The sequence below is a fragment of the Nordella sp. HKS 07 genome (assembly GCF_011046735.1).
Classification (GTDB): domain Bacteria; phylum Pseudomonadota; class Alphaproteobacteria; order Rhizobiales; family Aestuariivirgaceae; genus Taklimakanibacter.
The window spans coordinates 5,470,065-5,488,344 of record NZ_CP049258.1 but is presented as its reverse complement, the minus strand read 5'-3'; the positions used below and the strand labels follow the sequence as shown (position 1 = coordinate 5,488,344).

Here is an 18,280-nt window from a genome sequence, read left to right as displayed (position 1 = left end):
GTCGGTCAGATTCACAAGATCGACGATCTTGGAAGTGACCGCATTCGCTGGGACTGGGGGATCAACCGCATAACGATGAGCACCTTACGAGGAGTCGCGAGAGGCTCGGCACCGACGGCCGACGATGCGAAGCGTGACGTCGATTGCGCCTGAAGCCTTTGGGTATCTGCGGCTGATCTCAGGGAGCCGTCGAATGCGCCTCCGAATTGAAAAGGATCGGAGGCCGGCGAACGCGTCTCGTCGACAGGGCGACACTTATTCCGTCTTCAGCCATAGGATCTTGGTCGCCGGCGTCGTCAACGTGAAAGAATGGCAGCTGATCGACCGGAAGTGGGTCGAGATGCATGCTTATTGGGCCTGGAGGATGGATGTCACGATCAGTAGCGTCGCGGCGCCGCAGGATCTGCCTCACGGAGGGAAAACAGCATCGCTCGACAAGGCCATTGAGAAAATCAACGAAGCCTGGGACCTTTGGGTCCAATATCTAGGGCTCGCCAAGACGGGGACGTAATCCGAATGTCTAAGATGGAACCTTCCTATAAACGGGACATTACCTGCGGCATCCCTGTCGTTTAGGGAAGCAAATGGCCCGCCAGGTATTACTATGCCCTTCGAATGGCGGGCTACCATCGTCCGCCGATCGCCCAGTGTCGCCGATTGGTGCTATGGGGCGGATACCAGAGGAGAAATCAGAATCGCTACCGGAGCCCTCGCAGAGTTTCTGCATTGAACCGATGTTCCCTTTTTGCAAACAGGTGACGGTGAGCAGCGCTTGACCGCTAACGGTGGCGGATTGTTTATCGAGAGAACATGACCTGCTCCTGAGGAACCTTTCCGAGGCGCGCTATGAAATTGCGAGCGTCACTGGAAAGTAGAGGCCCGTCGGTAAGTGACGGCAATAATTGCCACCCTGGTCACCTATCAGGTACGCCCATCGACTGATCGACCGCCATCTTCGCGTAGTGGCGCGCTCCACGCTTGGTTCAATTATGGAGACCGGAGGATGAGGACGCCAAATAGTCAACCGTGCTCGATCAGCCCCGGAACGACTTTCTTCACATTGCCGACCATTTCCGTCAGTTTCGATCGAATGTCCATTAGCCGGGTAAGGCCAGAACGATGAGCGCGCCTCACAAAGTCTCCTGCCACTGCGGGCACATCCAGCTCGAAGTCACGGCCGAGCTATCGGAGGTCTTCGAATGCAATTGCTCAATTTGCTCGCGAACCGGCTTCCTGCATTGGTATGTCCCGCCAGAAGCGGTGCGGCTTGTGACGGAGAGGCGGAAACTCTCCACTTATGTCTGGCGCTCGGTGACGGGTGGACAGCATTTCTGCCCGATATGTGGCGTGGCGGTAATACGGACATCCACGCAATATTCACCGCCCGTTTCCGTCAACGCGCGATGCATTGAGGGTATCGACCTCGCGGCCCTAACGATCCACCACTTCGATGGGAAGAACCTCATTCCTTGAAGCAAATTGCGCGCCGCGGACACCAATTGCTCCCGAATGGCCTGAGGCACGCCGGAAACTACATTGCTCATGGTGAACTTTCAGACTGGACCCACCACCGGAACCCGGCGGTAGCCAGGATACATTTTAGGTTTCCGGGCCCGAAACCGGCAGCGCTCCTACCAGGGGCCCCTGGGCAAGCTTGCCCCGAACCCTAAGTACCGACGGGCTTCGCGCTCAACTCGACGCCCGGAACCATTTAGGAGCACCCGCATTACGAAGATGGCCATGATAGAGTCGCGCTCATGTTCATGGCCATCTAGCCCGTCGGGCTACGGACCGCCTCCTGGTCCGGCGGGCGCCCTCAAAGCTCCAGCGACCCGCCCAGGCCACGATCAAGGTCGTGGCCAGAGGGACAAGCGAAGAAGATTGATAGCGATTGGGAACATCCAGAGCGTTTCGGGATTTTTCCGATAGCCTGTTACAAGGCACGCCCTAAAAGCCCGTCAGAGATGCGAGATCTCCGTTCGCGCGTTCTGTCGCGGGCGATAGGGCGCTCGCCAGCCGGCGGCTCTAGTTGGGCGTATATTCGTTTCGTTATAGCCACCTCGCTGGAGGCTCACTTAACTGTATGGGCGGATGACTGAGAACAAGGTATTCTCTGACGCCGGCCCTTACCGGCACAGCACCCGCCGGTGCCACCCGCACTGCACATGCTGGCGCCGGCGGAGCATTGCAAAACAAAAAAGCCCGGCTGGGACCGACCATCACTGGACGAACAAGGCGTCGGACGCCAAGATCGGAGGAGGATGATCGCCCAGTTCTAACTACATGTTCATTGGCGCGAAGAAGCACCGAACTTTCTGTTCCTTTTCGTGCGGCCCTTTATCTCGGCCATAGAAGCATGCCCAATATCGCGCATCTCCGCTGGGCAGCACTCGTGTGCGACTTATAAAGTACTGTCCGTTGATCAAGAAGCCCTCGCGTGTCGCCTTGACCTGTTCATCGTCTATTGGAAGACAATCATTTTCGTCACAGCACCATGAATGCGAGGATGGATCCTGGAAACGCTGGCGAGAGATCCAGTGGTCATGGGCAAATGCCGGTTGCAATGAATACAACATTGCCAGCACACCCGAGACGCCAATAATCGGAGTTTCTCGTGTCCGCACCGATGTCCCAAGTCCTTCCAAACTGGGGCTTTACCGTCGCTTGCTTTGGGGGTCGGGACAAGCGATACTATTTCAACCGCAGGTGAAAAGGACTCAAGCGCTGTGCGCCGCAGGCTTCCACCCTTTCCCGCAGTTCGCGCCTTCGAGGCCTCAGCTCGACATCTCAGCTTCAAGAAAGCTGCAAGTGAACTATGCCTTACACAGTCGGCAATCAGCCACCAGATCAAGGCGCTGGAGGATTATCTCGGGGTGGGTTGTTCTATCGTGAGACCCATGCCGTTGCCCTCACGAGCGAGGGGCTCAGTTACTTCAAGGGAATCGGCGCTGTTCTCGATACTATGGCTGCCGAAACGGCGCGCATCAGCAGTCGTGACACAGGCGGCTCACTTTCAGTGCGAGCAGCTCCTGGTTTCCTACGCTGGCTGATGCCGCGGTTATCTGGATTTCACGAGTTATACCCCGACATCGAGTTGAATCTGTGCGGCTCTCTTGTGCGAGCTGACTTTGCAAGCGAAGAAGTTGACATCAACATTCGCTGGGGGTTCGAGCCGATCAAGGGTCTGCTCGTCACGCCGCTGATTGCGTCGTCGCGCTATCCGGTAATTAACCCGGACCTGTTGCGCAAGAGCCCGCCCATTAAAAAACCGGATGACCTGCGTCGATTTACATTACTTCACGAAGCCGGGTGCCCAAACTTGGAGAATTGGATCACATTTGCTGGAGGCAAACCAGATGTCGGGAGGGGTTTAAGATTTGATCACTACGACCGTCTGCTTCAGGCGGTTACTGACGGACAGGGAATTGGACTAGGATTTGATGTTATCGTGTCGAGCGATATTGATGCTCGGCGTCTTGTCAGGCTGTTCGATGTCGAGTTTCCCGTGCGCATTCTTTATTCACTGGTAACACCTATTGCATGGTGTGAGCGACCGCGGGTTGCTGCATTCCGTTCCTGGGTTATCGGCGAAGCAGCCGTATTGAAACATGCCAACGACCTTCCGCGCATGGCAAGTTCCGGTGACATTTCCGTCCATATCCGCCCCTAGCCTTCCTGCAGCTGACCAGCCTACTATCTACCTTGACCCAACGACACTTTTCATTCGTTCTGTCAATGAATTTGAGCGGCTGATCCTGGATAAAGTCGATCTCGACACCTCACGCTCAGGGCGTCATGGAGCTTCGGGCCATCACGACATAGAGCTGAGAGTCCTGCAGAGACGAAGTGGAGCGTGTTCGGTCCGATCCGCCCTGCCCGAATCTATCTTTCAAGTCTCAGCGGACAAAGCACTGCCTGCGGTCTAACAACGGCCTCCCGTAGTATGGGAGGCCCAAGGATCCCGAAGTGATCGAAAGCTTAATGGCCAATTCCGCCGACCCGGCCAGTTCCGCCGCCGCCATGGCCACGACCGTCAATGCGACCGCCGCTGCCGCCGCCATAGGCCGCTGGTTCAATCACGATACCTTCGGCCGTTTGTGCCAATGTTTCCTGCGAAGGCGGTTCTGACATGACACCGGCGAAGGTAACGGGGCTCCCAATCAAAAATATTCCCAGCGCAGCAGCGCCGGCAAAGATCGTCTTGGTTTTCATGGTTTAGCTCCTGCAAAAATGGAGCCGTCCCTTACTTATTGTATGCTGCGGGCAAGCACATGTTCCGAACTTGAGAGCAATATGCGCAGGCGCGTAGAATCGCATGAAGATTGCGGCATGGTGTTTGCTGGGACATTTCAGCCAAACAATCTTAGCGCTCATCTGTCGCCGGCATTGGAATGCTTCGAGGCCGCTCGCAAGCATGTCCGGGCCTGCCTGATTTTATCTTCCAACCGCCGCCAATTACCGCTCTCTCGGCCCGAATTGGGCCAGGACACGGGAACGCTCCGGGGCTTGCCGCTGCAGTGACCGGACCCTTGGCCACGGCGTGGCAGCACGATGTCGTCGAAGACCGGAATGTCGATCTGCGCGTCCTCGCAAATCGTTTCTGCGAGCTGGTTGCCGCCGGCGACCCTATCCGACCTGGAAGCGGGCAACCGCACTGAGCGGGAAGCTGCTTCGATGCCGCGGATTACTGGATCAGACGATCAAGGCCGCCGTTCGATCGAAGGCGGCACGCCGGCGACGAGAAAACAATGCGCGATGCGCGTGCTGGTTCCAGAATCCATCCCGATGTTTGGGGTCGCCACGCGCTTGCGCCAATTATTTGGAACCTTTCCATCCGCCCGCCCCTTCATCCTCCGACAACATTGATAGGGAGGCCATCATGCGGCTTACCAAGATTCTCCTGTGTTCCGCCGCGGCCGCGGCATTCACTTTCGCGGTTCCCGTGTCGGGACCCGTGAATATGTTTCTATCTCCTGCGCAGGCCGCCACCGATGTGTCGATCTCCTTCGGCACTTTTTATGACGATCTGGCACCCCATGGCAGCTGGACGCAATATCGGGACGCCTATGTCTTCATCCCGGCGGGCGTGAACGGGGACTGGCGCCCCTATACGGTCGGACATTGGGCTTACACCGAGAGATATGGCTGGTTCTGGGTCTCCGATGAGCCTTTCGGCTGGGCGACGTACCATTATGGGCGCTGGGGCTATGATGACGACATTGGCTGGTACTGGATTCCGGGCAGACGCTGGGCGCCGGCCTGGGTCAGCTGGCGGCGCAGTGCGGATTACGTAGTCTGGGCGCCACTGCCGCCGGAAGTCGATGATGATATCTCAGTGACGATCTCGGTGAGCGACATTCCCGAACGCTACTGGGTGGCCGTGCCGTCACGGAGTTTTCTTGAAACCGATCTTTCGGTCCTGGTGATTGACGACGATCATGAGCGCGTCCGTGTCGTCGAGGCGGCGGATCCCGTCGGCAATGTGAGGATCGAGAACAATGTCGTCGTGAACAACGCAATCGATGTCGATTATGTCCGCCGGGAGACCAAGCGGGACGTGAAGACCGTGAAGGTGAAGGACACCGATGATCCTCGGCAGAGCGGGAAGAGCAGCGACGGCGAGGTATCAGCCTTCACGGGCGAGGTGAGTCGGGGCGACAATATGAAGCCCAAGGAGGTCAAAAAGGTCGAAGAGGTGAAGAAGAATAAGGGAGCTCAGTCGGAGAAAGTGGCGCCGGCAGAATCGCCCGATACAGGCCAGGCGGAGCAGCAGCCCCAGCAAGGCCAGAAGCAACAAAGAAAGTCACAGGCCGGCGAAGAGCAGCAGCCGGTGAAGAGGAAAAAACCCGCCGGAAATGCGTCGCAACCGCTGGAGAGCCCGGCTCCGGCGACTACCGAAGTGGAGCAACCGGCAAAGAAGAAGAAATCGTCCAAAGCGGCCGCACAGCCGGAGCCGCCAGTGAAGAAGAAATCTTCCGAAAGCACGGACCAACCACAGCAACAAGTGAAAAGGAAAAAGCAACCGCAGGTGAGTGAGGAGCAGCAGCAGCTGGTAAAGCGAAAGCTGAAAGGCACCGAGCAGCCTCAGATGCGAGTGGAACAACTGCAGGGCGCGCAGAAGCTGAAGCCGATCGAGAGGCCGAAAGCGAAGGAGAGCGAGCCCCGGGGCAAGGTACCCAAGGGCGGCTGCGATCCTGCCAGCGGCGAAGGGTGCGCTCAATAGTGGCTTCAGCCCGGCCGGTCACCCGGCTTGCCACAAATGCACTGTGCCTCCAGGGAGGAGCACGCCCAGTGCCCGTAATAGCTGGCTCGATCCGGTCATCCGCGAGGTGACGGCAGCGCGCGAGAAAAGTTGGCATCTGCGATGTCTCGACGCTCCACAAGATCGACGTGCAGGGACCCGATGCGGGTGAATTCCTTAACCGGCTTTATTGCAACGGCTTCGCTCCAGTCCCGAGGTGGGTGGGGCATGGCCACTTTCTCTTGAGAGCCCTCAAAGCAACGGATGCAGCCGAGCTTGCGCGAGCTTGTGGTTGTACCTCCAACTCCTTCAAGACAACTTTTCGGAGCTTCTCCACCTTTGCTCTTGGAGGGAGGCAGATCGCCAAATTTTGTGTGGCAATCACCGCGGCCTCATTTGCTGTATCAACAACTGCGGCAAGATAGGACGCACAGCGAGCGCTTGACCGACTGCACTCGGTGAAAAGCTTGTTGCCGTTCCACATGCTTTTTGCTGCAGCGGGTGGTGCCAGCGCCAGACACGCGAGCACCCCCGCAGCGGCGATTGTATTGACCCACCGCATGCAACGCCCAACGTATCCCATGAAATAGAGTTCCACCGAAGGGGCTCAGACGCAAGGCGCGTCTACTTCGGGTACACCCTCTGTGGACGCCTACTGAGCGGCCCAGTGCCGTGCACTATTCAGGTGGGCAAAGGCCAAGAGGCATGTTTCGGTAGACCCCGCTGCGGGGGTCGCCTTCCTGGAACTGGACAGCGATGGCTTTCCGCCGTGGACCGGCGAGGATGTCCTGATGGCGTGGTTCGGCTGGACCACAATAGGCATGTCTCAGGTCTATACCCGCGTGGCGAACAGGGCCGGTAAAATGCTTCTCGAAGCAGCGCTTGCGGACGGGTCTATTCCCGCACCTGTCCTGGGGATTCCCGCACCCAATAAATTGTATGGAAAAATCAATGACTTACCGAGTGACGACCAGCGTTTGGTGGGCGATGAGAGACTCGAACTCCCGACATCTTCGGTGTAAACGAAGCGCTCTACCAACTGAGCTAATCGCCCGCTCCAGCCGGGGTCTTAGCTGCCGGGGCCTCGTAAAGCAAGCCTGTCAGGCGGGGCGCCGGCCGGTCACCAGCCGGAACATGTTCCGCAGTCTCACAGCACCGTCTTCGCCCACAAAGGGCGCCAGCGCCACATTCAGCGCCCCCCGCACCCGCGCCTCGCCGGCATGGCGGATCGTGCTCTCCGACGCGGCCAGGATGGCATTGGCGGCGGCGTGCCGGTCGGCATAAACCAAGGTCGCGGCGAGGTCGCCGCAGATTTCGAGATCGAGGCCCGCGGCGCGCATGAAGCCATCAGCCGTCTCGACCAGAGGCGGCTTTGCCGGAGACGCGCTCGGCGATCCCAAAGCGACGACGGCGGGCATCACCTCGCTCATCAATTCGCATTTGTCGCGCCTGCCCCAGACCAGCATGGTCACCGTGCCGCCACGTTTCGCCACCCGCGCCGCCTCGGCGAACGCAATCGCGGGATCATCGGCGAACTGGAAGACATTGATACCGGTCACTACATCGAAGCTCTCATCGGCGAATGGCAGTGCGGCCATGTCGCCGACCATGATCTCGGCGCCCGGCAGACGCGTGCGCGCAATGGCGGCCAGACTTTGCGCCGCATCGAAGCCCGCGACGACCGCGCCGCGCTGGCGCGCCAGCACAAGAGCGCCGCCGGCGCCGCAGCCGATGTCGAGATGGCCCGTTCCCTTGCCGATTTTCGCCTGGTCGAGAACGGCGGTGAAGACATCGCGCCAGGCGGGCTCGCCGCTGCCGGCCCAATCATGCGCCCTGGCGCTCCACAGTTCGCCCTGCTCCTTCGCGCTGGCCATCGTCTCTCCTGACGTTCGGCGGCGCCGACCGGTGTCAGGAAACTTTCTGACGGAAGGATGGCGGGGGAAGGTCCTTCCCAAAAAAGAGAATGCCCCGCATGGTCTGAGGGGCATGCGGGGCCGATGTGATTTGAGTAGCTGTGTGTGGAATGTCCTAGCCGTTCACCGCCTTCTTCAGCATCTTGCCGGCCCTGAATTTCGGCCGCTTTGACGCCGGAAGCTTGATCAACTGTCCGGTCTGCGGATTGCGCGCCTGGCCCGCTTTGCGGCGCGTCACCGAAAATGTACCGAAGCCGACCAGCCTGACGTCGTCGCCGCCCCGCAGCGCCCGCATGATGTTGGCGAGCGTCGCGACGATCGCCTCGCCCGCTTCGCCCTTGGTCAGCTTGGCATCCTTTGCCACTTTGGCGATGAGTTCGTTTTTGTTCATGACCTCATATCCTCGTTGATAATGAGTGAGCTCACGCACTACGCCACACGCCTTTTCGCAATGGTCGCGCAAAAGGCGGCCTTTGCAAGCGCTTTTGCCCCGCCCTCGAATTCCTGACTCAAATCAAGCGGTTATTGAGACTTGGCAAAAGAAAGCGGCGCCTCCTCACGGAGACGCCGCGCATTTCTGGTTCGGACTGATTCGCGGAAACCCTTGATTCCTCTCAGGTTTGGCGCGTGACCTTGGCGACGCGGGTCAGTGGGCGGTCATGGCCTCGCCGGTATCGTCGCCTTTGCGGGCGGCGGCGCGGGCTGCGGCCTCCTCGGCCTCCTCATCCCAGGTGATGGGATCGGGATAGCGCGTCAGAGCATGGCGCAGCACCTCGTCCATCCGGGCCACGGGTATGATCTCCATCTCGGACTTCACATTTTCCGGAATGTCGGCCAGATCCTTGGCATTCTCTTCCGGGATCATGACCTTCTTGATACCCGCGCGCAGCGCCGCCAGCAGCTTCTCCTTCAAGCCGCCGATCGGCAGCACACGGCCGCGCAAGGTGATCTCGCCCGTCATCGCCACGTCCTTGCGGACCGGGATGCCGGTCATCACCGACACGATCGCCGTCACCATCGCGATGCCGGCCGAGGGACCATCCTTCGGCGTTGCACCTTCCGGCACGTGCACGTGGATGTCCTTCTTGTCGAACACCGGCGGCTTGACGCCGATATCGGTGGCCCTGGAGCGCACATAGGACGATGCGGCGGAGATCGATTCCTTCATCACGTCGCGCAAGTTTCCGGTGACGGTCATCTTGCCCTTGCCCGGCATCATCAAGGCTTCGATGGTGAGGATCTCACCGCCGACCTCTGTCCAGGCAAGCCCGGTGACCACACCGACCTGATCTTCCTGCTCGACCTCGCCATGGCGGAACTTCGGCACGCCGAGATACTTCTCGACGATGTCGGGTGTCGCCTTGATCTTCTTCTTGACGGTCTTGGACATCATGATGTCCTTGATCGCCTTGCGGGCGAGCGAGTTGATCTCGCGCTCGAGATTGCGCACACCGGCTTCCCGCGTGTAGCGGCGGATCACTTCCATGATGCCGGCGTCGGTGAGCTCGAACTCCTTCTTCTCCAGGCCGTGGTTCTCCATGGCCTTGGGCAGCAGATGGCGCTTGGCGATCTCGAGCTTCTCCTGCTCGGTATAGCCGGCGATGCGGATGATCTCCATGCGGTCCATGAGGGCCGGCGGGATGTTGAGCGTATTCGCCGTCGTCACGAACATCACATTCGAGAGATCGTATTCGACCTCCAGATAGTGGTCCATGAAGGACGAGTTCTGCTCAGGATCGAGCACCTCGAGAAGCGCCGAGGACGGATCGCCACGGAAGTCCATGCCCATCTTGTCGATCTCGTCGAGCAGGAAGAGCGGATTGGCCTTCTTCGCCTTGCGCATCGACTGGATGACCTTGCCGGGCATCGAACCGATATAGGTGCGGCGATGACCGCGGATCTCGGCCTCGTCGCGCACGCCGCCGAGCGACATGCGGATGAATTCGCGACCCGTCGCCTTGGCGATCGACTTGCCCAGCGAGGTCTTGCCGACGCCCGGAGGGCCGACGAGGCACAGGATCGGTCCGCGCAATTTGTTGGTGCGGCTCTGCACCGCCAGATACTCGACGATGCGCTCCTTCACCTTCTCGAGGCCGAAGTGATCGGCATTGAGGGTGTCGTCGGCGAATTTGAGGTCGCGCTTGATCTTGCTCTTCTGGCCCCACGGTATGTTGAGCAGCCAGTCGAGATAGTTGCGCACCACCGTCGCTTCGGCCGACATCGGGCTCATCTGGCGGAGCTTCTTCAGTTCCGCCTCGGCGCGCTCACGCGCTTCCTTGGAGAGCTTGGTGTTCTTGATCTTCTGGTCGAGCTCGTTCAGCTCGTCGCGCTCGTCGCCGTCGCCCAGCTCCTTCTGAATGGCCTTCATCTGCTCGTTCAGATAGTATTCGCGCTGGGTCTTCTCCATCTGGCGCTTGACGCGCGAGCGGATGCGCTTCTCGACCTGAAGGACCGAGATCTCGCTTTCCATGAGCGCATAGACCTTCTCGAGCCGCTTCGACACCGAAGCGAGCTCCAGCAGTTCCTGCTTCTCGGGGATCTTGATGGCGAGGTGGGCGGCGATCGTGTCGGCGAGCTTCGCATAGTCGGTGATCTGCGAGAGCGTCGCCATCACCTCCTGCGGCACCTTCTTGTTGAGCTTCACATAGCTCTCGAACTGCGCCATGGCGGTGCGCGACAGTGCCTCGGTCTCGGACTGTTCGTCGGCCACGTTGGGCAGGATATCGACCTTCGCCTCGAAGAACTCGGCGCGGTCGGTGAAGCTCGCGATCTTGGCGCGCTCAAGGCCCTCGACGAGCACCTTGACGGTACCGTCCGGCAGCTTGAGCAGCTGCAGGACCTGGGCGAGCGTGCCGACCTCGTAAATGGCATCCGCCTGCGGATCATCATCCGCCGGATTCTTCTGCGCGACGAGCAGAATGCGCTTCTCCTCGCGCATCACGTCCTCGAGCGCCCGGATCGACTTTTCGCGGCCGACGAAGAGCGGCACGATCATGTGCGGAAAGACGACGATATCGCGCAGCGGCAGAACGGGGAGCGTTTCTGGTCCGGCGGAAGAAGCTGGCCGGGAGGGGGTCGACGTCATTTTGTTTCCTTTCGCGGGTTAGGCCACGCGTGAAATCCGCACTCTGAATACGCCGCCCCGAGGGCCAACGCACCCATATTACAAGCCACGGACTTTCGGTGCCGGGATCCAGGCTGAACCTATCCGCAAGCACTCAGCTTACGCGGAACTCAACGGACGGGCAGCTTAAATCCGCTCCTCATATTGAGGCAGCGTTAACGTATTTCAATCCCTTGACAAAGGGCCCGCAGCTACCGTTTGACCAGCTCAGGCCGACACCGGTCCCGCCTTGACCGCCTGCTTCTCGCGATCGGCATAGATCAGCAATGGCCTTGCGTCACCTTCGACCACATCCTTCGAAATGACGACCTCCTGAACCCCGTCCATGGCCGGCAGATCGAACATCGTGTCGAGCAGGATGGCCTCCATGATGGAGCGCAGGCCGCGCGCGCCGGTCTTGCGGTCGATGGCCTTGCGGGCGATCGAGCGCATCGCCTCCTCAGCGATGGTTAGCTTGACGCCTTCCAGTTCGAACAGACGCTGATACTGCTTCACGAGCGCGTTCTTCGGCTCGCTCAGGATCTGGATCAGCGCCGGCTCGTCGAGATCATCGAGCGTGGCGACGACCGGCAAACGGCCGACGAATTCCGGGATCAGGCCGAATTTGAGCAGATCCTCGGGCTCCAGCGTCTTCAGAACCTCGCCGGTGCGGCGATCTTCGGGCGACTTGACCTCGGCGCCGAAGCCGATGCCGGAACCCTTGCCGCGCTGAGCGATGATGCGCTCAAGGCCGGCGAAGGCGCCGCCACAGATGAACAATATGTTGGTGGTGTCGACCTGCAGGAACTCCTGCTGCGGATGCTTGCGGCCGCCCTGCGGCGGCACCGACGCCACGGTTCCTTCCATTATTTTAAGTAGCGCCTGCTGCACGCCCTCGCCCGACACATCGCGGGTGATCGAGGGATTGTCGGACTTGCGCGAAATCTTGTCGACCTCGTCGATATAGACGATGCCGCGCTGGGCGCGCTCGACATTGTAGTCGGCCGACTGCAGCAGCTTCAGGATGATGTTCTCGACATCCTCGCCGACATAGCCGGCTTCGGTGAGTGTCGTCGCATCCGCCATCGTGAAGGGAACATCGAGGATGCGGGCGAGCGTCTGGGCAAGCAAAGTCTTGCCGCAGCCCGTGGGGCCGACCAGCAGGATATTGGACTTCGCCAGCTCGACGTCGTTGTTCTTCTGCGCGTGGTTGAGGCGCTTGTAGTGATTGTGGACCGCGACCGAGAGAACCTTCTTGGCATGGTCCTGGCCGATGACATAGTCGTCGAGAACCTTGCGGATTTCATGCGGAGTCGGCACTCCGTCCTTGGTTTTCACCAGCGAGGATTTGTTCTCCTCGCGGATGATGTCCATGCACAGCTCGACGCATTCATCGCAAATGAACACCGTCGGTCCGGCAATAAGCTTGCGGACCTCGTGCTGGCTCTTTCCGCAGAAGGAGCAGTACAGGGTGTTCTTGCTGTCGCCGCCGGACTTGGTCATTTCAAATCTTCCTCGAACTCTGTACGGGCCGCGCGCCAATGGGTGTCATCATTTTGACACGGCCGACTCAATTTGAGCATGCGCCCCGTTGGTTAATCAAGAATTGATTCAACTGGCGTGCCAGCTGCCGATGGGGCAATTCCCACAGCACGAATAATAGGGCGTAAAGGCCAATTCCGCCAATTATTTGGACTCCGCCGGCACCGGCCGCTTGTCGATCACCTTGTCGATGAGACCGAACTCCTTGGCGGCCTCGGCGGTAAGGAAGTTGTCCCGTTCCAGCGCCTGCTCGACCGCTTTGAGCGGCTGTCCGGTGTGCTTTTCGTAGATCTCGTTCAGCCGGCGCTTCAGGCTCTCCACTTCCTTGGCATGGATCAGGATGTCGGTGACCTGACCCTGATAGCCGCCGGAGGGCTGATGCACCATGATACGGGCATTGGGAAGCGCGAAACGCATGCCTTTGTCGCCGGCGCAGAGCAGAAGCGAGCCCATTGAGGCCGCCTGGCCCATGACCGTCGTCGAGATCGCCGGGCGGATGAACTGCATGGTGTCGTAGATCGACAAGCCTGACGTTACGACGCCGCCCGGCGAGTTGATGTACATCGAGATCTCTTTCTTCGGGTTCTCCGCCTCGAGAAAGAGGAGCTGCATCGACACGGAGGCCGCAACCGCATCGTCGATGGGCCCGGTGATGAAGATGATGCGCTCGCGCAAAAGCCGTGACGGAAGGTCATAGACGCGCTCGCCGCGCGACTCCTGGACGATGACCTGGGGCCAAAAAGAGCTATAAGTTTCAATAGGATCGCGCATGAATGTCCTGGAATTTGCGAATCAGGATGAGTTTAGGGCACCGCATAGATAGGTGATTGCCCGGCCAACCGGAAGAGGTGCAGCATATTCCGGAGCAAAATGCAAATCCGCCAAAGTTATCGTTTTGGCGCGTGATCGGTCGGAAAACCGGCACACCCACTTTTCCTGATCACGCGCCGTCAAGGGATTTGCATGGCGGTCCCCTGTGCCCCATTATTGCGGCATCATGCCTGTCCTAGACATTGTCGTCGTTCTGATTCTCATTTTCATCAATGGCCTTTTCGCGATGTCGGAGCTCGCGATCGTCTCCGCCAGACGCCCCCGCCTCAAGACCATGGCCGACCGGGGCGTCAAGGGCGCCCGCCGGGCCATGGCGCTCGCCTCCAATCCCGGCCGCTTCCTTTCGAGCGTCCAGATCGGCATCACGCTGGTCGGCATCCTGGCCGGCGCCTATTCGGGCGCCTCGCTCGGCAATTACCTGTCCCAGTGGCTGCAGAGCCTCGGCATGAGCCGTGGCTGGGCGGAACCGGTCGGCCTCGGCGTCGTCGTGGCCATCATCACCTACCTGTCGCTCATCGTCGGCGAACTGGTGCCGAAGCAGCTCGCCCTGCGCAATGCCGAGCGCATCGCCTGTGTCGTCGCCCCCTTCATGACCGTGCTGTCGCGGGTGGCGGCCCCCGTCGTCTCGTTACTCGACGCCTCCGGGCGCTTCGTCTTGTTCATTCTCCGTCGCAAGGCATCGGCCGAATCGCAAGTAACTGAAGAAGAAATCCGCACGCTCGTGGCCGAGGCCGAGACCGCCGGCGTGCTCGGGCGCGACGAGCGGCAGATGATATCGGGCGTCATGCAGCTCGGCGACCGGCCGGTGCGCGCAGTGATGACGCCCCGTCATGATGTCGATATCATCGACCTTACCGACAGCGCCGCCGAAATCCGCAAGGCCATCACCGAGAGTGTGCATTCGCGCATCCCCGTCACCGAGGGCGATCCCGAGGTGATCACCGGCATCCTCCAGGCCAAGGACCTGCTCGATGCCTATCTCAAGGGCCGCCGGCCCGACCCCAAGAAATTCGTACGCCAGGCGCCGGTCATCCCCGACACGATGGATGCGCTCGATGTCCTGGCGAAGCTCAAGGACAGCCCCGTCCATGTCGGCCTCGTGCATGACGAATTCGGCCACTTCGAAGGCGTCGTCACCACGGCCGATATACTCGAGGCGATCGTCGGCAGTTTCCACACCGAGGAAGGTCCGCCCGAGCCCAACGCGGTCGAGCGCGAGGACGGCTCGTGGCTGCTCGCCGGCAGCATGCCGGTCGACGAACTGATGGAACTGCTCAGCATCCCGCTCCCCGAGAAACGCGTCTATCACACCGTGGCGGGCCTCATGCTCGAACGCTTCGGCCGGCTGCCCAAGATCGGCGAGCATATCGAGTTCGCCGGCTGGCGGTTCGAGATCCTTGACCTCGACCAGCGCCGCATCGACAAGGTCCTCGCCATGCGCCCGCCGGCGCTCAGGCGGAAGGGAGCCTAGCTTGAGGGAGCCGCATAACGAACGCTTGTCGACCATCCTCAAGCGGCTGGCGCAGGACCACAATCCGGATCTCAGTCTCGGCGACATCGTCAGGGCCTTGGGCGAGCGCGGCTTCGGCGCGCTCATTCTGTTGTTCGCCGCACCCAATATCATCCCGCTGCCGCCGGGCTCTTCCTTCGTTTTCGGCGTGCCGCTCGTCTTCATAACCGCCCAGCTCATGATCAAGCAGAACAAGGTCTGGCTGCCGCAGAAGCTGATGAGGATGAAAGTCGGCGGCGGCCGCCTGCCCTCCCTGCTCGAGCGGCTGGTGCCCTATGTGATCAAGGTCGAGAGGTTCCTCAAGCCGCGCGGCACGCTCCTCACCTCCACATTCGGCGAAAGGCTGGCGGGCCTCGCCGGCCTCTTCTGCGCGACCGTTCTGCTGCTGCCGATCCCCGGCGCCAACATGGCGCCGGCGCTCGCTCTGTGCTGCTTTGCGCTCGGCCTCATCGAGCAGGACGACCTCGCCATGTCCGGCGGCTGGTTCTTCACTATCGCCACTGCCGTGATCCTGATCCTGCTCTATCTCTTCGGCACCGCCATCTTCGCCTTCCTCAGCAACTGGATCAGTCCGTGACCCGCGACACGGCTAGAGCTTATTACATCACACATCCACAGGTCCGCATCGATGCCGATGTCCCTGTGCCGGACTGGGCCCTGTCGGAGCTTGGTCGCGAGCGGGCGCGAAGGATGCTCCGTCAGCCTTGGGCCGGATCGGTCAGACGGATCGTCTCCTCGGGCGAAAGGAAGGCCATCGAGACGGCGGAAATCCTAGGCGCCCATATCGGCGTCGCGCCGGAGATCCGTGAAAGAATGCACGAGAACGACAGATCGGCGACGGGGTTCCTGCCGCCGGCCGAATTCGAGGCCGTCGCGGATCAGTTCTTCGCTCATCCAGAAACGAGCATTCGCGGCTGGGAGCGGGCGATCGACGCGCAAACGCGCATTCGCGGCGAGGTCGATATGGTTCTTGCCGGCCATAGCGAGGGTGACATCGCCTTTGTGGGCCATGGCGGCGTCGGTACGCTCCTGCTTCTGTCGCTAGGCGGTCGCCCCATCAGCCGCGCCGCCGACCAGCCCGCCGGCGGCGGAAATTTCTTCGCCTTCACCGTTGCGGGCAGACAGCTGCTCCATGGCTGGCGGCCGATCGACGGACCGGTCACCCGTTAGCGCGGGATGCGAAAAAGTGGGTACCGGTTTTTCGCAAGAATCCCGCGCTCAAATATTGGAATCGATCACGTTTATGAGTTTGGATTGACTCAATCCAAACTCATCGTGATCTAGCCTGGCCAGCAAAAAAGGCGGCCAACCGGCCGCCTTTCTCAATCCCAGATCCGTTCAGCGGGAAATCACTCCGCCTTCTTGGCCTTCTTGACCGGAGCCTTCTTCTTGGCCGGGGCCTTCTTGGCCTCAGGGGTTGCCTCATGAGCATGAGCATGATCGTGATCGTGGGCATGAGCATGATCGTGATCGTGGGCATGATCGTGATCGTGGGCATGATCGTGATCGTGGGCATGATCGTGATCATGGTGATGATGATCATGGCCGTGATCGTGATGGTCGTGATCATGATGATCATGGTCGTGATGGTCATGATCGTGATCATGCTCATCCTCGTCCTGCACCAGGGCCTGCAGCTCCTCGCGGGTCACCTTCTTTTCCGACACGGTGGCCTTCGACACGATATGGTCGACGACCTTCTGCTCGAAGATGGGCCCACGCAGCTCGAGCAGCGCATTGGCGTTCTTGCGGTAATAGTCGAACACCTTGCGCTCCTGGCCAGGGAACTGGCGGGCACGGTCGAGGAGCGCGCGCTGCAGTTCCTCGTCGGTGACGTTGACGCCTTCCTTCTCGCCCAGCGTGCCGAGAACGAGGCCGAGGCGCACGCGGCGCTCGGCGATGGCGCGGTATTCCTTGCGCGCCTCTTCCTCTGTGGTGTTTTCATCGGCGAAGCTCTTGCCCGAACGCTGCATCTCATTGCTGAGCGCGTTCCAGATGCCGTTGAATTCGGCTTCGACGAGCCGCTCAGGCAGCTCGAAGCTGTAAGTCTTGTCGAGGGCGTCGAGCACGTCGCGCTTCAGCTTCAGACGGGTCATCTGGCCGAATTCCTGGCCCATGCGCTCGCGCACTGTGTCCTTCAGCTTGTCGAGGCTTTCGAGGCCGAGCTTCTTGGCGAACTCGTCGTCGACCACCGCTTCCTTCGGAGCCTCGACGCTCGCAACCTTGACGTCGAACTCGGCCGGCTTGCCGGCGAGCTTGGCCACGCCATAGGATTCCGGGAAGGTCACCTTGACGACGAGCTCATCGCCGGCCTTGGCGCCGGTCAACTGGTCCTCGAAGCCGGGGATGAACTGGCCGGAGCCGATTTCCAGCGGGACGTTCTCCGCGGTGCCGCCTTCGAAGGCGGTGCCGTCGATCTTGCCGACGAAGGACATGGTGACCCGGTCGCCCTTCTCGGCCTTGCCGTCCTTGGCCTGCCAGTCCTTGTACTGGGCGGCGATGCGGCCGAGTGCTTCGTCGATATGCGTGTCGGTCACGTCGATCACATGGCGATCGAGGGTGAGCCCCGTCGTGTCCTGGAGCTCGAAGCTCGGAATCACTTCGAGCGACATGGTGTAGGAGAGATCGCTCTTGCCGTCGAAGATGCGATCCACTTCCGCCTGGTCCTCGGGCAGCTTCACTTCCGGCTGATAGGCCGGCTTCAGATTATGCTGCTCGAGCACCTTCTTGCTGGCATCGTCGACCTGCTTCTGGACGACCTCGGCCATGACCGATTTGCCGTAAACGCGCTTCAAATGCGGCACCGGGACCTTGCCAGGGCGGAAGCCCTTGATATTGGCCTTGCCGGCGAGTTCGTTCAGCCGCTTATTGAGTTCGGTGTCGAGTTCCGAGGCGGCGACGACGACCTTGTATTCGCGCTTCAGACCGGAGCTCAGCGTTTCGGTAACCTGCATGTCCCTGCTCAATCCTTATAGGGTTCTGTCTCTTCTTCGCGGCAACTCTGCGAAACCGGGTTGCTTCGGGCGCGTGAGCCTTGGTGCGGGCGGAGGGACTTGAACCCCCACGGGTTGCCCCACAGGAACCTAAATCCTGCGTGTCTGCCAATTTCACCACGCCCGCGCCGAGGCTCGGGCCCGTTG

At 60.4% G+C, this 18,280-nt stretch carries 16 protein-coding genes and 2 tRNA genes; 8 read left to right on the top strand and 10 right to left on the bottom strand.

Annotation, left to right across the window (positions count from 1 at the left end; all coding sequences use genetic code 11):
• Positions 1-133 precede the first annotated feature (133 nt).
• The 3 genes from G5V57_RS25780 to G5V57_RS25765 all read left to right on the top strand — a co-directional run bounded on the left by G5V57_RS25780 (position 134) and on the right by G5V57_RS25765 (position 3,670).
• Entirely contained in the window at positions 134-511 is a 378-nt protein-coding gene (locus G5V57_RS25780) for a hypothetical protein (RefSeq protein ID WP_165170726.1), read from the top strand.
• A gap of 2,215 nt (positions 512-2,726) precedes the next feature.
• Positions 2,727-3,050 (top strand): LysR family transcriptional regulator, encoded by a 324-nt coding sequence (locus G5V57_RS35380; RefSeq protein WP_165170722.1) that lies wholly within the window; start codon positions 2,727-2,729, stop codon positions 3,048-3,050.
• Positions 2,963-3,670, top strand: coding sequence for a LysR substrate-binding domain-containing protein (locus G5V57_RS25765; protein WP_371744625.1), 708 nt, complete (start codon positions 2,963-2,965; stop codon positions 3,668-3,670). The genes G5V57_RS35380 and G5V57_RS25765 overlap by 88 nt, the downstream gene beginning before the upstream one ends.
• A gap of 308 nt (positions 3,671-3,978) precedes the next feature.
• Here G5V57_RS25765 and G5V57_RS25760 read toward each other — a convergent pair whose 3' ends face one another.
• On the bottom strand, positions 3,979-4,212 hold the full coding sequence (locus tag G5V57_RS25760; RefSeq protein ID WP_165170718.1) for a hypothetical protein: 234 nt from the start codon (positions 4,210-4,212) through the stop codon (positions 3,979-3,981).
• A 339-nt stretch (positions 4,213-4,551) separates the two neighbouring features.
• On the opposite strand from G5V57_RS25760, the gene G5V57_RS25755 reads away from it, so the two are divergent.
• Together G5V57_RS25755 and G5V57_RS25750 are read left to right on the top strand one after the other, a co-directional pair.
• Positions 4,552-4,866, top strand: coding sequence for a hypothetical protein (locus tag G5V57_RS25755; RefSeq protein ID WP_165170716.1), 315 nt, complete (start codon positions 4,552-4,554; stop codon positions 4,864-4,866).
• Between the two features lie 13 nt (positions 4,867-4,879).
• Positions 4,880-6,223, top strand: a complete 1,344-nt coding sequence (locus tag G5V57_RS25750) for a DUF6600 domain-containing protein (RefSeq protein WP_165170714.1) — start codon at positions 4,880-4,882, stop codon at positions 6,221-6,223.
• 205 nt (positions 6,224-6,428) lie between these two features.
• Here the strand turns inward: G5V57_RS25750 and G5V57_RS35375 are convergent, their stop codons facing one another.
• From G5V57_RS35375 to G5V57_RS25715, 7 genes are all read right to left on the bottom strand, one after another.
• Entirely contained in the window at positions 6,429-6,725 is a 297-nt protein-coding gene (locus G5V57_RS35375) for a Rap1a/Tai family immunity protein (RefSeq protein WP_371744837.1), read from the bottom strand.
• Between the two features lie 494 nt (positions 6,726-7,219).
• Positions 7,220-7,295: transfer RNA gene (locus G5V57_RS25740), tRNA-Val, on the bottom strand.
• Positions 7,296-7,341: 46 nt separating this feature from the next.
• On the bottom strand, positions 7,342-8,115 hold the full coding sequence (locus G5V57_RS25735) for a class I SAM-dependent methyltransferase (RefSeq protein ID WP_165170712.1): 774 nt from the start codon (positions 8,113-8,115) through the stop codon (positions 7,342-7,344).
• Positions 8,116-8,269: 154 nt separating this feature from the next.
• Positions 8,270-8,545 carry an HU family DNA-binding protein gene (locus G5V57_RS25730; protein ID WP_165170710.1) on the bottom strand — a complete coding sequence of 92 codons (276 nt, stop codon included), beginning with the start codon at positions 8,543-8,545 and terminating at the stop codon, positions 8,270-8,272.
• 255 nt (positions 8,546-8,800) lie between these two features.
• The gene (gene lon / locus G5V57_RS25725; RefSeq protein ID WP_165170708.1) at positions 8,801-11,239 is read right to left on the bottom strand and encodes an endopeptidase La; all 2,439 of its coding nucleotides are present in this window, start codon (positions 11,237-11,239) and stop codon (positions 8,801-8,803) included.
• Positions 11,240-11,485: 246 nt separating this feature from the next.
• Positions 11,486-12,760, bottom strand: a complete 1,275-nt coding sequence (gene clpX / locus G5V57_RS25720) for an ATP-dependent Clp protease ATP-binding subunit ClpX (RefSeq protein ID WP_165170706.1) — start codon at positions 12,758-12,760, stop codon at positions 11,486-11,488.
• A gap of 183 nt (positions 12,761-12,943) precedes the next feature.
• Positions 12,944-13,570: an ATP-dependent Clp protease proteolytic subunit gene (locus tag G5V57_RS25715; RefSeq protein ID WP_165170704.1), complete on the bottom strand. Its 627-nt coding sequence runs from the start codon at positions 13,568-13,570 to the stop codon at positions 12,944-12,946.
• Between the two features lie 226 nt (positions 13,571-13,796).
• Here G5V57_RS25715 and G5V57_RS25710 point away from each other — a divergent pair, with 226 nt between their 5' ends.
• Genes G5V57_RS25710 through G5V57_RS25700 form a run of 3 tightly spaced genes read left to right on the top strand, consistent with a single transcriptional unit; the run spans position 13,797 to position 16,310 of the window.
• Entirely contained in the window at positions 13,797-15,101 is a 1,305-nt protein-coding gene (locus G5V57_RS25710) for a hemolysin family protein (RefSeq protein WP_165170702.1), read from the top strand.
• Between the two features lies 1 nt (position 15,102).
• Positions 15,103-15,717, top strand: coding sequence for an exopolysaccharide biosynthesis protein (locus tag G5V57_RS25705; RefSeq protein WP_165170700.1), 615 nt, complete (start codon positions 15,103-15,105; stop codon positions 15,715-15,717).
• Complete coding sequence (locus G5V57_RS25700; protein WP_165170698.1) at positions 15,714-16,310, top strand: histidine phosphatase family protein; 597 nt, start codon at positions 15,714-15,716, stop codon at positions 16,308-16,310. The genes G5V57_RS25705 and G5V57_RS25700 overlap by 4 nt, the downstream gene beginning before the upstream one ends.
• A 179-nt stretch (positions 16,311-16,489) precedes the next feature.
• Here G5V57_RS25700 and tig read toward each other — a convergent pair whose 3' ends face one another.
• Positions 16,490-18,094 carry a trigger factor gene (gene tig / locus G5V57_RS25695; protein ID WP_165170696.1) on the bottom strand — a complete coding sequence of 535 codons (1,605 nt, stop codon included), beginning with the start codon at positions 18,092-18,094 and terminating at the stop codon, positions 16,490-16,492.
• Positions 18,095-18,175: 81 nt separating this feature from the next.
• Positions 18,176-18,260 (bottom strand) — tRNA-Leu (locus tag G5V57_RS25690).
• Between the last annotated feature and the right edge of the window lie 20 nt (positions 18,261-18,280).